13 protein-coding genes and 1 tRNA gene are annotated in these 13,375 nt (G+C 46.1%); 9 read left to right on the top strand and 5 right to left on the bottom strand.

Annotation, left to right across the window (positions count from 1 at the left end; translation table 11 throughout):
• Positions 1-28 precede the first annotated feature (28 nt).
• The 6 genes from Q1A41_RS14515 (at position 29) to Q1A41_RS14490 (ending at position 4,654) form a co-directional block, all read left to right on the top strand.
• Positions 29-742 carry an AzlC family ABC transporter permease gene (locus Q1A41_RS14515; protein WP_299980450.1) on the top strand — a complete coding sequence of 238 codons (714 nt, stop codon included), beginning with the start codon at positions 29-31 and terminating at the stop codon, positions 740-742.
• Positions 739-1,056: an AzlD domain-containing protein gene (locus tag Q1A41_RS14510; protein WP_299980448.1), complete on the top strand. Its 318-nt coding sequence runs from the start codon at positions 739-741 to the stop codon at positions 1,054-1,056. Before Q1A41_RS14515 ends, Q1A41_RS14510 begins: the two co-directional genes overlap by 4 nt.
• Positions 1,057-1,213: 157 nt before the next feature.
• Complete coding sequence (locus Q1A41_RS14505; RefSeq protein ID WP_299980446.1) at positions 1,214-2,242, top strand: fatty acid desaturase family protein; 1,029 nt, start codon at positions 1,214-1,216, stop codon at positions 2,240-2,242.
• 68 nt (positions 2,243-2,310) lie between these two features.
• Positions 2,311-3,129: an amidohydrolase family protein gene (locus Q1A41_RS14500; RefSeq protein ID WP_299980444.1), complete on the top strand. Its 819-nt coding sequence runs from the start codon at positions 2,311-2,313 to the stop codon at positions 3,127-3,129.
• A gap of 86 nt (positions 3,130-3,215) precedes the next feature.
• Entirely contained in the window at positions 3,216-3,881 is a 666-nt protein-coding gene (locus Q1A41_RS14495; protein ID WP_299980442.1) for a 2-hydroxychromene-2-carboxylate isomerase, read from the top strand.
• A gap of 62 nt (positions 3,882-3,943) precedes the next feature.
• The gene (locus Q1A41_RS14490) at positions 3,944-4,654 is read left to right on the top strand and encodes a glutathione binding-like protein (RefSeq protein WP_299980440.1); all 711 of its coding nucleotides are present in this window, start codon (positions 3,944-3,946) and stop codon (positions 4,652-4,654) included.
• A gap of 115 nt (positions 4,655-4,769) precedes the next feature.
• Here Q1A41_RS14490 and Q1A41_RS14485 read toward each other — a convergent pair whose 3' ends face one another.
• Complete coding sequence (locus tag Q1A41_RS14485; protein WP_299980439.1) at positions 4,770-5,369, bottom strand: hypothetical protein; 600 nt, start codon at positions 5,367-5,369, stop codon at positions 4,770-4,772.
• 115 nt (positions 5,370-5,484) lie between these two features.
• Between Q1A41_RS14485 and Q1A41_RS14480 the strand changes: the two genes are divergently transcribed.
• A complete protein-coding gene (locus Q1A41_RS14480; RefSeq protein ID WP_299980438.1) occupies positions 5,485-6,348 on the top strand; it encodes an SDR family NAD(P)-dependent oxidoreductase in 864 nt (287 codons plus the stop codon).
• Here the strand turns inward: Q1A41_RS14480 and Q1A41_RS14475 are convergent, their stop codons facing one another.
• A complete protein-coding gene (locus Q1A41_RS14475; RefSeq protein WP_299980437.1) occupies positions 6,349-7,191 on the bottom strand; it encodes a PaaX family transcriptional regulator C-terminal domain-containing protein in 843 nt (280 codons plus the stop codon). It abuts the gene before it with no gap.
• Positions 7,192-7,275: 84 nt separating this feature from the next.
• Here Q1A41_RS14475 and Q1A41_RS14470 point away from each other — a divergent pair.
• Positions 7,276-7,352: transfer RNA gene (locus tag Q1A41_RS14470), tRNA-Arg, on the top strand.
• Positions 7,353-7,511: 159 nt separating this feature from the next.
• On the opposite strand, the gene Q1A41_RS14465 is transcribed toward Q1A41_RS14470, so the two are convergent.
• Positions 7,512-8,249 (bottom strand): hypothetical protein, encoded by a 738-nt coding sequence (locus tag Q1A41_RS14465; RefSeq protein ID WP_299980435.1) that lies wholly within the window; start codon positions 8,247-8,249, stop codon positions 7,512-7,514.
• A 519-nt stretch (positions 8,250-8,768) separates the two neighbouring features.
• Between Q1A41_RS14465 and Q1A41_RS14460 the strand changes: the two genes are divergently transcribed.
• Entirely contained in the window at positions 8,769-10,418 is a 1,650-nt protein-coding gene (locus Q1A41_RS14460; RefSeq protein ID WP_299980433.1) for a methyl-accepting chemotaxis protein, read from the top strand.
• A 373-nt stretch (positions 10,419-10,791) separates the two neighbouring features.
• Here Q1A41_RS14460 and pyk read toward each other — a convergent pair whose 3' ends face one another.
• Positions 10,792-12,225 (bottom strand): pyruvate kinase, encoded by a 1,434-nt coding sequence (gene pyk / locus Q1A41_RS14455; RefSeq protein WP_299980431.1) that lies wholly within the window; start codon positions 12,223-12,225, stop codon positions 10,792-10,794.
• Positions 12,222-13,247, bottom strand: coding sequence for a type I glyceraldehyde-3-phosphate dehydrogenase (gene gap, locus Q1A41_RS14450; protein WP_299980429.1), 1,026 nt, complete (start codon positions 13,245-13,247; stop codon positions 12,222-12,224). Before gap ends, pyk begins: the two co-directional genes overlap by 4 nt.
• Between the last annotated feature and the right edge of the window lie 128 nt (positions 13,248-13,375).

Here is a 13,375-nt window from a genome sequence, read left to right as displayed (position 1 = left end):
TAAGCCCCGCCGCTCAGCGAGTAGTTTTATGTCCCACACCGTCGATTCTAACAGCAAGCCGCCAAGCAAAGAACTTTGGCTGGGTACCATTGCCATGACTCCGCTTAGTATTGCGGTAGCCCCTTGGGGTTTTTTGGTGGGTGCTTATGCTTTGGAGGTTGGCTTAAGCCCGCTAGAAGCCCAATCGCTATCACTGTTTGTCTTTGCTGGCACCTCGCAACTGGTGGCACTGGGTTTACTGCAAGCTCAGGCCGGCTTCGTGGCGATTATGTTAACCACCGCCCTAATTACCAGCCGCCACCTACTCTATAGCATGGCTCTGCGCGATAAGATCAGCCCTCTGCCTGCCCGCTGGCGCTATGGTTTGGGCTTTCTACTAACCGATGAATTATTCGTCCACACCCCTAGCAATGACGGCAAGCCACTCAATAAATGGTATGCACTAGGTGCTGGTTTAAGCTTTTACATCGCCTGGAACCTAGCGACACTTCTGGGTATTTTAGCGGGCAGTGCCATTCCAAACCTTACCGAGCTGGGCCTAGAGTTCGCCGTCGTGGCAACTTTCACGGCCATGCTGGTACCCATGATCCGCTCTCTTGCCATTGCTTGCTGCTGCGCCACGGCCAGCACAGTGGCTGTTTTGGCTGCGGTTATGGACTGGCAGGCAGGGCTACTGCTGGCCATTTTAAGCGGCATGTTTGCAGGCTTTATATTTGAGCAGGCGCAGGAGTATCTACAGTGATTGCCTTAACGCTAGCGGCCATGGCGCTATTGGTATTTGCCAGTCGCTATCTGTTTTTAGAACCTAGATTGCCTATTGAGCTCGGGCCAAAGCTACGCCGCCTTATGAGCTATGCCACGCCGGCCGTTCTTTCGGCCGTAATTGCGCCGATGGTATTAAGCCATCAGGGAGAGCTCGTCACTGATTGGCAAAACCCCTATCTACTGGGCGCCATCGCCGCTGTTTTAATCATGCTGCTAAGCAAAAACACCTTGCTGAGCACCGTACTAAGCATGTTGCTATTTGTGATCCTCAAGTTTTGGCTCTTTGCCTAAGCGTGCTCATTCGAAGTGGCTGAGAGGAGACTAACAGCCCAGAATCAACAAAATGATGATTTTTTGACCATCATTACATTTGTTATTGTAAATGGCCATTTCAGGTAATATTCTATTGCTAAATTAAATTGGTACATAAAAACAATACGAGTTGATTATGTCTGAACAAGATCTTTTCGCTGAGGGCCTGCAGCGACAAAGCGCAAGGCGCAAGCTCACCGAGCTGCTAGGCGAGCAAACCATTAAAGATTTGCACCGTCGCTCTAATTGGATGGGTCTTTGGTCGATTGCCTCTTGCTGGGGCGCCATTGCGATTGCCTTTGGTATGATTGTCTGGGCGCAAACTCAAGTACCGTGGCTTGCTGTAGCAACAATTATTGTGGCCTTAGCTATCTTAGGTGGCCGCCAATTAGGCTTGGCCATTTTAATGCACGAAGCTTCCCATCGCGCACTCTTTGAAAATGTTTGGCTCAACGACAATCTCTCAAACTGGCTGTGCGGACACATCATCTTCTTAGATGTCGAAAAATACCGTAAGCATCACTTTGTACACCACGCAAAAACCGGCACCAGTGACGATATTGATTATTCCTTGATACGTGGTTTTCCTACTAGCCGAGCCTCACTAGTTCGCAAGCTATCACGAGATTTTTTTGGTATTACCGGCTTTAAAAATCTTATCGGTGTGTATTTGATGAACGCCGGCTATGTAAAGTGGACCGTTGCCAGTGACATCGAAAAACTGCCACGCAATGGCCGCAGCCATCTCGACTATTTTATTAACTTTTTAAGAGAAGCTTGGCCCAGCTTAGTCGCCAATGTGATTCTATTTATTTTGCTGTGGGCTATTGATCACCCAGAGCTCTATCTGGCTTGGTTTGTGGCCTATCTTAGCCCTTATCTTTTATTCACTCGCATTCGAGCCCTAGCCGAGCACGCCATGACAGAGCAGTGCCCCGATATGCTGAAGAATACCCGCAGCACCAAAGCCGGCCCAATTGCGCGCGCCTTATTTGCGCCATTCCGTGTGAACTATCACATCGAGCATCATGCTTTGGCTTCTATTCCCTATTGGCAGTTACCTAAACTGCACAAATTATTACGCGAGAAAAATGCAGTGCCTAAACCTCCAGGCTACTGGTATGTACTCAAACTCGTGTCCTCGAAAGATTTAAAGGCTGCTTAAAGTAGCCGCAAAAAATTTAGAAACCGCCTTCAACTAGGTATCGCTATAAGCGAAAAACAGGTATTACTATGAGCGAAAAAATTATTGATGTTTGGATGCAGCATCCAAATTTGGAATTCTCTAATCATGAGATGTTTGCGTCGTTACGTCGCTGGAATAAAACCGATATCTTAACCGAAGCCATCCCTCTAGATTGGACCTTAGCCGCCATGGATCAAGCGGGTGTTGATAAATCTCTAGCCTGTGCCTGGTCTAGCCCTAATGGTTATTTGATTTCCAACGAAGAAGTAGCGGACATCGTACAAAAAGCACCTGATCGTTTTGTTGGCGTAGCGGGTGCTAATCTTGCCAAGCCAATGGAAGCCGTACGCGAGCTTCGCAAGTGGGTGAGTGAATACGGTTTTAAAGCTCTGCGTATCGTGCAGTGGGTTTGGAATCTGCCGCCTACCGATCCTTTGTACTACCCATTGTATGCTGAGTGCGTAAACCTAGGTGTACCGATTTGTTTGCAAGTAGGTCACACTGGGCCGCTTCGCCCTTCAGAGACTGGCCGCCCTATTCCTTATATCGACCAGATCGCATTGGACTTCCCTGAGCTACAAATTGTCGGGGGCCATGTGGGCTACCCATGGACAACCGAAATGATCGCAGTTGCCACCAAGCATGAGAACGTCTTTATTGATACCTCGGCCTACTCAGCCAATCGCTTCCCACCAGAGCTGATTCAGTTTATGAAGAGCAATGGCCGCAAAAAAGTCATGTTTGGCACCAACTATCCAATGATCACCCCTGAGAAATGTTTACGCGACCTCGATAGTCTAGGTATGGATGAAGAGAGCCGTGCGCTATTCCTGTCTGGCAATGCCGAGCGCGTATTCAAGTTATAAGCTCGGCTTTAACATTAAATGGGCGGAGTGATTGACATCGCCCTTTTAACCGTTTGTTCACCGTAATAGATATTTCAGGGCATGCAATGAAGGCACGATTTTACTTCGATTATATTTCTCCTTATGCATTTATCGGCTGGCAAAAACTCGATCAACTGCGCCAAAACACCGGTTTAGAAATCGAACCCGTTCCTGTCTTATTCGCAGGGTTATTAAGAGCTTATGGTCAGATTGGTCCAGCTGAGCATCCAGCTAAGCAAAAATGGATGCAAAAGAACATTGCTCGAAAATGTGAAGAAATGGGCATTACCATCAAAGCACCTCAGTTTCACCCTTTTAATCCTTTGCTAGGCTTGAGAATCGCTGCCGAAGAGCAGGATTTATCTGTGCGAGAGAAAATTATCGATGCCCTAATGAGCGCAGTTTGGCAGCAGCAAAAGCATATCAGTGAAGAGCAAGATGTTATTGATGCACTTGATAAAGCTGGCCTGGATTCATCAACGTTGATAAAACAGGGCCTAAGCAAAAGTGCCAGCGAGAAACTGAAAATTAATACCGAAGAAGCCATTAATCAGGGTGTTTTCGGTGTACCTACCATCGTGATTGATGGGGAATTGTTTTTTGGCCAAGATGATTATCGTTATATCGAGCTTTATCTTGCCAACAAAGACCCAAGCAAGAGCGAGCAAGGGCAAGATTGGTTAAGTAGCGAATGGCAAGCGTCTTCTATGCGTAAAGAAATGAAGCAATAAAGCTAGCATTGAACAACCAACTTCAAAAAACAAGCACCAAACAATAAAAAACGAGTTAAAGCATGAGTGATTTACAACTGTGGACCGCCGCCACCCCTAACGGCTGGAAAGTCAGCCTAATGATCGAAGAGCTGCGAGAAGCCGGCCATGCATTAGAAGGCTTGAGTGTTCGCACAATTGATCTAATGGCCGGCGAGCAGTTCGAAGAAGAGTTCAGTCGCCGAAATCCCAATCAAAAAATCCCTCTGTTTATTGATGGCGACCTTAACCTCATGGAAAGCTGCGCCATCATTCAATATCTCGCTGAAAAATACCCCAGCGATTTATTACCCGAGGAGAAAAAATGGCAAATTCTACCTTGGGTATATTGGCAAGCAGCCAATGTCGGCCCCGCCTTTGGTAATAAACTCAGCTACACGCGCTATATGAGTGATGTACCCGAGGAACAAAAAGTCCATCCACTCAATCGTTTTAGTAAAGAAGCTCAGCGCCTAGCGGGGATCATTGAAGAACAACTTAGCCAGCAGGATTTCATCTGCGGCGAATCGCTAAGTATCGCCGATATTGTTATCTACCCTTGGGTACGCGGCTGGAAGTGGAGCAAGGTTGATATGAGCGATAAACCCAATATTTTAGCCTGGCTAAAACGCTTACGCTCACGCCCAGCATTCGAGCGCGGCCTAGCCTACGGTGCACCTGAGGGTGAAGTAGATCAGTGGAGTGAAGAAACCAAAGCGAGATACGCAAAAGCTGGCAATAAAATCAGCCAATAAATATCGTGCCCAAACTCGGGGGCAGAACCCATGGGTTCTGCCTCTACCACCACCAAAACCCGGGGTCGGAACCCTTGGGTTCTGACCCCAATATCGAAGCCACTTATCTAAACCATTAAACAGCCACAATTAACTCATAAGCCCCAGCTTTTAAAGCCTCAACCCCCGACTTCCCACTCAAGCGATTCTGCATGGCCACACCAAACAAATAACTGCCCAGTATCGTCGCACGCTGATCACAATCCGTTTTTTTATTTATACTCCCTTCCTTCACTGCCCGCTCAAAAAAAGAGGCCAATAAAGTTTGTACCATTTGGTGCTGCATCAAGACACGATCTCGAATGCTGGGTAACTCAGTTAAACTCGCCGCTACCAACACAAAATAGGCCTGATAGCTGGCCTTGTGTTGAATATCGTCGAAATGAATATCTGTGTATTTTTTCAATGCATCTAAACCACTTAGCTCATCCACATTGAATTCTTCAAGACGAATTACCTGTTCTTGATATAGGCGATCCATTAGGCGGGCATACATAGTATCGCGCTTGCCAAGGCGAGTGGTGGTTAAGCCACGGCTATAGCCTGCTTGTTTACCAATTCTGTCGCAGGTCGCGGCCGTTACCCCTTCACTGTTTACGATATCAACAAGCGCATCAAATAGCTTTTGCTCGGATTCGGCCTTGCGCTCAGCTTGGCTCTTTCTATTGTCGTTCATACTTTCGGCTCTAGGGCTCTAGCTGTTGCAGAGGCTTATTTTTATGCATTGTTTACATATTTACCAGAGCCAGTGTAACATATTTGATAATCATCCAATAAGTTGAGGAATTGCCATGAGCATGCAACACCCTGCCCTACAGGCAAATAAAGTGGCTGTTATTACTGGCGGCGCCAGCGGGCTTGGACTTGCCGCAGCGAATAAATTTTTGTCACTCGGCATGAAAGTACTGCTCAGTGATATAGACGAAAGTGCCTTGCAAACGGCCGTCAATGAGCTGCATGAGCAATACCCCAATGCTGATTTGATAACTAGCACGGCAGATGTCAGCCAATTAGCCTCACTAGAAAAACTACAAGAACAGGCCTTTGCTCAATTTGGCCGCGTCAATGTACTGATGAACAATGCCGGCATCGCTAAGCGCAGCAGCAGCTGGGATAACTACGATAATTGGCAGGAAATTGTGAACATCAATTTGTGGGGAGTTATTAACGGCCAGCAAGCGTTTTGCAAATCCATGCTTGCGCAAAACGAGCCTGCAATCATCATAAACACAGGCTCCAAACAAGGGATCACCTGCCCTCCTGGTAGCCCTGCCTATAACGTCAGCAAAGCGGCAGTAAAGGCTTTAACCGAATCCTTACAGCATGAACTACGCAATGCCGAAGGCAACGAGGCGCCCAATGAAGTTAGCGCACATTTATTGGTACCAGGCTTTGTGTATACCGGCATGATAAAACGATTTATTCCTGAAAAACCGGCCTTTGCATGGAGCCCGGAGCAAACGATCGACTATATGATGCAGCGCCTAGAAGCTGGTGACTTCTATATTATCTGCCCAGATAACGAGACGACTCGAGAGATGGATAACAAACGCGTTTTATGGGGCGCGACAGATATCAGCTTAAATCGCCCAGCTCTGTCACGCTGGCATCCAGACTATAGCGAAGCCTTTGCTCGATACATGGAAGAAGAGTAATTAACCCACTCGGGCAAATTCTTGGTAGAGCTGCTGCCAAATAGATTTGCCCATCTGGTCAAAAGCAATCAGTGTTTGCAGATACTCTCGACGCAACTGAGTATCAACCATTTCTTCCGGCAACATTGGATCGTAAGCAATACAGCGAATATACTCATCACCAATCAAAAATGATTCTTTGGCAGCTGCCTCAGAATCTAACTGCTCGGCTCTAGCCATCCATTCCGCCATAATCTTTTGAGCATCACGGTAGTGCTGCTCTAAGTCTTTTTTATCCCAAAGCGACATGGCCCGTTTGTGAGAATCCACATCGAGCTCATCGATACGAAAGATGATAGCCTCTTCCTCCAGACCAATAGACTGCAAGCGTTTGCGCAACGCCTGCACGCCGCCGACTAGATTATTCGGCCTTACCGCCAAGCCCTGCTCAAGCGCACTAAAACCCGCCAACTGCAGCAAGCGTTCACGCCGACGCAAAGCCGTGCGATCACTGCGCCCTAACATGGCCTGATAAACACCAATCCAGCTACCATCCCAGTCACCTAACTTACTTTCAAGCTCTCGCCAGCTGGCTAAATCAGCGGCTAGGTTTCTTGCTTTGGGGCCCAGCTGATATAAACCACGCTCTGGGGCCTCTACCATACCCTCAGAATTTAAACGCGCCAGAGTCACCCGAGCACTGTTTTCAGTAATATCGAATAACTGACAGATACGGATAAACACCTGAGAACTAATAGGTAAATTAGCCTCAAGCAGCATGTTCAAGATTAAGTGTTTCGGTTTAAGCGCCAAAGCCGCCTCATATACTATGGAAATCAGAGGCTTATAGTGTATGACAAGCATGGACGAGAGCCTAGAGGCAAGGTATCATTCGCCCTCCTTGGCAGGCCTATTTATGATGCAGATCAGGCCAGCACATCCTATTACCCACCCTTAGCTCAGCTGGATAGAGCGTCGCCCTCCGGAGGCGAAGGCCAGAGGTTCGAATCCTCTAGGGTGGGCCATTTTCGCGACGCTAACAAAGTAACCCTCAATGTGTAGCGCTTAATTTTGCCAATAAAACCCCTGGGATATTTAGTCACGACCCAGGGATTTTCATACAAGCAAAATCCAAATCGGTCAGCCAGTTTTAATCATAATACAATCTGTATTCTGCATGGCTTCTATCGACTAAAGCTTGCGCTAAATCGAGTGCTGGGGCGCCGGCCAAAAACACCTCCTGAAGTTGATAGCACCTCAAATTCAGCATCACTGACGACACCTAAGTTTAAGGTATATCGGTTTGTACGAGTACCAACACGAGAACCGGATTTCGATACAGTAAAGCTACGCTCCAGAACTAGCTTGTCACCAACCAAAGAATATGATTGAGCAACACCTTGAAACAACTGCAAATCTGTATCGTAGCTGCCATCATCATTGAATGTGATAAACCCCTGCTTAACTGTTGGACGACCAAACCTAAAGCGCCCGGGTTGGTTGATAGATACACTCCAAGTACCTAGCACAATTTGAGAAGCTGGCAAGATTGACTCTGGTGCGACCTCATCAGTCAAGCTCAATCTTAAGGCAACAGGACGCCTCGATCGACTAGAAACGTTTATCAAGTGAATGTCATTTCCTATTGACTCAGCGAAGCCGATATCTAGGAATTCAATTTCATCTTCTTCATCACTCAACTCAACAAAATTTCCATTAAGCTGTGTCACCTTACCATTTGCCAACCCTTTTGACGCAAGGTATTTTGAGTTGCTGGAATAGCTGCCGTCTTGCGCCACAACAAACTGAAAATCATCATTTGATGTTGCGCCATCATACACACCAGGTTCTATCGCGTAAGCTGCATGCGCACAAGTTATCAGCGTTACAGCGCTAAACTTAAAAAATCTTGCTAGATTCATATTAATATGCCTTTTAAAAATTTCAGTATTTAGAGCACAGAATATTGCTTCACCCCAGCCCTCAATAATTACCAAATATATTTAGTTGAATTTTTCTAGATACGATTCGGTAACTCACTCGGCGCTCGCATAAAATAATTGCATAGAAATTCATGTAAAACCCAAGACGTTTAAAATTGTTATTAAATTGTTATTCATCAACTGTCTTTCGACTGTACAACTCACACAACAAATAACCCCTTAGCATTGCCCGATAGGACGCAAACCAACACTAAGTAAGCAATCACACCTCTCACACAAAAACCTGCTCCCAGGTGAAAAGCTAAAATAGCCTAGACAAAATCTGATTATGGGTTTTTCATGTGAAAGGGCGAGTGTCTTTAAAAGTAAAACTAAAGCATCGCCTCTCAATGCCGATACCACGTGAAGGATATATCTTCTAAAGAACTTCGTAGTTGGGTATGAAGAAGGGCCGATCGAAGCTAAATGCAATCCTAGATTGCTAACGAGAGAGGCAAAATGAATTTCTTTAATAGTATGTCGGTTAAATATAGGTTGTCCGTTGGGTTCGGCCTCATTCTTTCTTTGATGATGACACTTACCGTGATGGGGATCGGTAAGGTGAATTACATCGATGAAGCATTGTCAGATATCGTTGATGTAAACTCTGTAAAACAGAGATATGCCATCAACTATCGCGGTAGCGTGCACGATAGAGCAATCGCCATTAGAGACGTAGCGAACTCAAGAACTTCATCTGAGCTTAGTAAATATCAAGATCAGATCAAGCACCTTGAAGATTTCTATCGCGACTCCGAAAGCAAAATGGCAGCCATGAAGTCCAGCATGCCTGAGCAATTCAGCGAGCAAGAAAATCAGATTCTAAACAAGATTAGTGAAATACAATCCTCCACCTTGCCGCTGGTAGAGAAAGTCCTAACGCTTAAAAAAGACGGCAATCTACAAATTATAAACGACATAGTGCTGGACGAGATTGGGCCAGCATTTACTTCATGGCTAGTCGCCATAAATCAATTTATTGACTATCAAGAAGCAAATAATAGAGCAGCCACCCCTAAGGCCAGGGAAGTCGCTGGTGGTTTTCAAGGCTTAATGTTGTTTATGAGTCTTCTGGCTATCGCTGTCAGCATAATTGTTGGGGTCTTTATTCAAAGAAGCTTCTACCACTCACTAGGGGGCGAGCCCAATGAAGTGGCCAATACCATACGAGAGATAACAACTGGCAACTTATCCAATAATCTGGGCAACGCCCCTGCAGGAAGTGTTCTTGAATCTATTGAGGTAATGCAGTCAACACTAAAAGAGATTGTAAAAAGTATTGTAGAGGCGTCGGTTAAGCTTAACGATAAAACAGAAATTGTTTCTTCTGGATCGGGCCAGGCACTGGCTGCCGCAGAAAAGCAAAAAAACCTAACTTCAAGAACAGCAAGTCTGCTAGATTCTATGAAGAGCAGTTTCGATCATATGCTCGAAACTGCCAACCTTACCGAACAGAATTCTGAGTCTACCGTAGACTTTGCCGAACAAGGACGAGACGCCGTAAAATCTAGCGCTAAGGAGATGACTGAAATCTCTGAGACGGTCAACAATACAGTAATTCAAATTCGACAGCTCGAAGAGTTCACCGGACAAATTAGCGGCATAGCAAATGTTATTAACGGGATTTCAGAGCAGACTAATTTACTTGCATTGAATGCAGCCATTGAAGCCGCTCGAGCCGGAGAGTCTGGTCGTGGCTTTGCTGTCGTGGCCGATGAAATCAGACAGCTCGCACAAAGAACTAGCGAAGCCACCGGTGAGATTGGTGAAATGATCACACAAATTCAAGAGCAAACGTCGGTTTCAGTCAATGCTATGCTAGAAACTCAACCCAAAGTTGAAAATGGGAAAACACTCACAATCCAGGCATCGAGTCTACTAGAAAATATTGAGCGGGAAGCGGCCGATTCCTTAAGCCAGATACAAATGGTAACCCAAGCAATCAGCCAGCAAGTCTCAGGAATGAGCGAGATAGCATCTTCGGTAGAAGAGATCGAAATTATGTCTGGTAATTCAATCGATTCTCAGGCGGCCAACAAGTCAGCAACGAAAGACCTAGAGGCTTTATCAGTAAAATTGAAATCGGACTCTAATTACTTTCAACTTTAATGCCCAAGATAACATCCAAAATTAGCTAAGCTCAATACCACCCTGGTCATGTTGGCTTAATACACTGCCATTTTCAAAAACTACCACTTAAATCTCTAATGGCCCCTAGGGGAATATTTATCTGGCTTTAGGAAGACTGGAAACAGCCTTCCTAGAATCAGCTCAACCCCCTAATGAGAGACATAACAACTTGACTGTGAAAGGAGCTTACTCAAGTTTGACAATTGCTCGCTACCAGATTGAATAATTGCGAAGCGCGCATTAGTGCCACCAATATCTGCAACTAGAGTAGGCTTTCCAGAGTCTTTCAAAATTTGATCCAATCGCCCAACCACATTCATATTATTAAGGAAACCACTCACCACCATGCATATCAAACGCTTAGAACTTTCATGGTGTTCGTACTTCCGTGCACATTATCACAGTCGCCTACTGTGACAATCACTAGGTCACCTGCGTTGACCAATTGTCTTTCACGCAGATTATTGATTGCCATAGTTAGACGCTCTTCTTTTGGGTAGCTGTTGATATCGAAAGTTATAGGCATAACACCCCGATATAAGGCAACTCGATTCTCTGTTTTTTCATGGCGCGTGAATGCGAAAATTGGAAGTTTAGAGTTGATACGACTAGTGAGTAAAGGGGTATTACCGGTTTCTGTCATGGAAATAATCGCCTTTACCCCTAGTAGGTGATTGGCGGTATACATTACCGCCATGGCGATGGATTCATCTACCGCTTTAAAATCTTGATGTAAGCGATGCTCGGAGCTAGATGCAGAAGGGTGACTTTCGGCGCCAGCTATAATCCGATCCATTGCTTCGACCGCCTCAACCGGATACTTTCCGGCGGCCGTTTCTGCCGATAGCATCACTGCATCCGTTCCATCTAACACAGCGTTAGCCACATCGAAGACTTCGGCTCGAGTAGGCAAACAATTTTCAACCATCGATTCCATCATTTGGGTAGCAGTAATAACAGTGCGATTCAGTTCTCGTGATTTTTGAATCATGTACTTTTGAACTGCTACGAGAGCCGCATCACCAATCTCTACACCAAGATCTCCGCGCGCCACCATGATTGCATCTGAAGCCAGAATAATATCATCTAACAATTCGTAATCAGCAACCGCTTCTGCGCGTTCGATTTTAGCAACGATATGGGCATCGCTGCCCGATTTTCTCAACGCCTCTCTCGCACGCTCAATATCATCGACACTGCGGACAAAAGAAACCGCCAGGAAATCAACACCAATTTCAGCGGCAAGCTTAATATCACAAAAATCTTTTTCGGTAAGAGCGGGGGCCGAAAGGCCGCCACCTTCTTTGTTGATACCTTTGTTGTTGGACAAGCGGCCGCCCACAACAACTTGTGTCTCAATTTTTTGATCAACAACCGCTTCAACCTGCAATATCAAGCGACCATCATCCAATAACAAACGATCACCCCTGCTGACCTCGTTTGGCAGGCCTTCGTAGTCCAAACCAACCCGCTCGACATCACCTTCTAGAGGCGACATAGTATTATCCAGAGTGAAACACTGGCCCTTTTCCAAGTGAACAGCACCCTCTCTAAAGCGCGCGATTCGTATCTTGGGCCCTTGCAAGTCGCCTAATACCGCCACACTACGCTTTAGCTTGCTTGCCAACTGTCGTACCTTTTGAATACGTTGACGATGGTCATCAGCTTCACCATGGGAAAAATTCAATCGGACTACATTGGCCCCCGCTAAAATCAGACGCTCCAATTCATCGTCTCTGTCTGTGGCAGGTCCAAGCGTGGTAACAATTTTTGTACGACGGATCATGCCACAGCCTCACTGACGCGGCTGGCCGCAATCAAGGCAGAGGTATTGTCGAGCATTCGATTGGCAAATGCCCATTCGTTGTCATACCAGGACATTACCTTCACAAGGTTGCCGTTCACTTTGGTCTGTGTTGCGTCAAAATTTGAAGATGCGATCTGGTGATTAAAATCGACGGAAACCAAAGGCAACTGGTTATAGGCCAAAACCCCTGGCATATCTTCGGAAGCTTTGCGCAGTAATTCGTTAACTTCTTCCGTGCTGGTATCGCGTTGAGCGACAAAGCTGAAATCGACCAATGACACATTCGCGGTCGGCACTCGAACGGCCATACCATCGAGCTTACCTGCCAGCTCGGGCAATACTAAAGCCACCGCTTGGGCGGCGCCGGTTTTGGTAGGGATCATTGATTGTGCCGCGGCACGCGCACGATAGATATCGCTGTGGAAGGCATCGTGTACCTGCTGATCATTGGTATAGGCATGGATTGTGGTCATGATGCCGCGCTCAATTCCAAGATCCTGATTCAACACCATGGCTAAAGGAGCCAGGCAGTTAGTTGTGCAAGACGCATTGGAAATAATCTGACTATCAGCGCTCAGTACGTGATGATTAACGCCATACACCACGGTCGCATCTACATCTTTTGCCGGTGCTGAAACAATAACCTTATGTGCACCTGCAACGATGTGTGCATGGGCGGCTTCTCGATCGGTAAAAAAGCCCGTGCATTCGAGCACCACGTCAACGGCCATTTCGGCCCAAGGTAGATCCTTAGGGTTTCTTTGCGAACACAGACGGATCTCGTGACCGTTTACCAACAAGGTATTCCCTTTATGTTCCACCTGGCCGCCGAAACGCCCATGTACGGAATCAAACTGAGCCAGATGAGCATTAAAATCCGCCGGAGCCAAATCGTTAATAGCAACCAGCTCGATACCACTATGTTGCTTACCTTCGAAAAGGGCCCGAAATATGTTCCGGCCTATGCGACCAAAGCCGTTGATGGCAATTCGAATTGTCATGAGTAACCTCTTAATGATAATGATGGCGAGGAAAACGCTATCTTTTTGTAACTTAATAAAATAATAATTGAATTATTTACACAAACCAACACCTTTATGTAATTAAATTAATTATACTTGATAGAATT

Source organism: uncultured Pseudoteredinibacter sp. (assembly GCF_947502065.1).
Taxonomy (GTDB): domain Bacteria; phylum Pseudomonadota; class Gammaproteobacteria; order Pseudomonadales; family Cellvibrionaceae; genus Pseudoteredinibacter.
The sequence above is the reverse complement of the archived record's forward strand: the minus strand, read 5'-3'. Positions and strand labels throughout refer to the sequence as shown.

Coding starts and splice junctions, on each gene's coding strand:
- Q1A41_RS14515 (WP_299980450.1), top strand. CDS start 29: ATGTCCCACACCGTCGATTCTAACAGCAAGCCGCCAAGCAAAGAACTT.
- Q1A41_RS14505 (WP_299980446.1), top strand. CDS start 1,214: ATGTCTGAACAAGATCTTTTCGCTGAGGGCCTGCAGCGACAAAGCGCA.
- Q1A41_RS14500 (WP_299980444.1), top strand. CDS start 2,311: ATGAGCGAAAAAATTATTGATGTTTGGATGCAGCATCCAAATTTGGAA.
- Q1A41_RS14495 (WP_299980442.1), top strand. CDS start 3,216: ATGAAGGCACGATTTTACTTCGATTATATTTCTCCTTATGCATTTATC.
- Q1A41_RS14490 (WP_299980440.1), top strand. CDS start 3,944: ATGAGTGATTTACAACTGTGGACCGCCGCCACCCCTAACGGCTGGAAA.
- Q1A41_RS14485 (WP_299980439.1), bottom strand. CDS start 5,369: ATGAACGACAATAGAAAGAGCCAAGCTGAGCGCAAGGCCGAATCCGAG.
- Q1A41_RS14480 (WP_299980438.1), top strand. CDS start 5,485: ATGAGCATGCAACACCCTGCCCTACAGGCAAATAAAGTGGCTGTTATT.
- Q1A41_RS14475 (WP_299980437.1), bottom strand. CDS start 7,191: ATGCTTGTCATACACTATAAGCCTCTGATTTCCATAGTATATGAGGCG.
- Q1A41_RS14465 (WP_299980435.1), bottom strand. CDS start 8,249: ATGAATCTAGCAAGATTTTTTAAGTTTAGCGCTGTAACGCTGATAACT.
- Q1A41_RS14460 (WP_299980433.1), top strand. CDS start 8,769: ATGAATTTCTTTAATAGTATGTCGGTTAAATATAGGTTGTCCGTTGGG.
- pyk (WP_299980431.1), bottom strand. CDS start 12,225: ATGATCCGTCGTACAAAAATTGTTACCACGCTTGGACCTGCCACAGAC.
- gap (WP_299980429.1), bottom strand. CDS start 13,247: ATGACAATTCGAATTGCCATCAACGGCTTTGGTCGCATAGGCCGGAAC.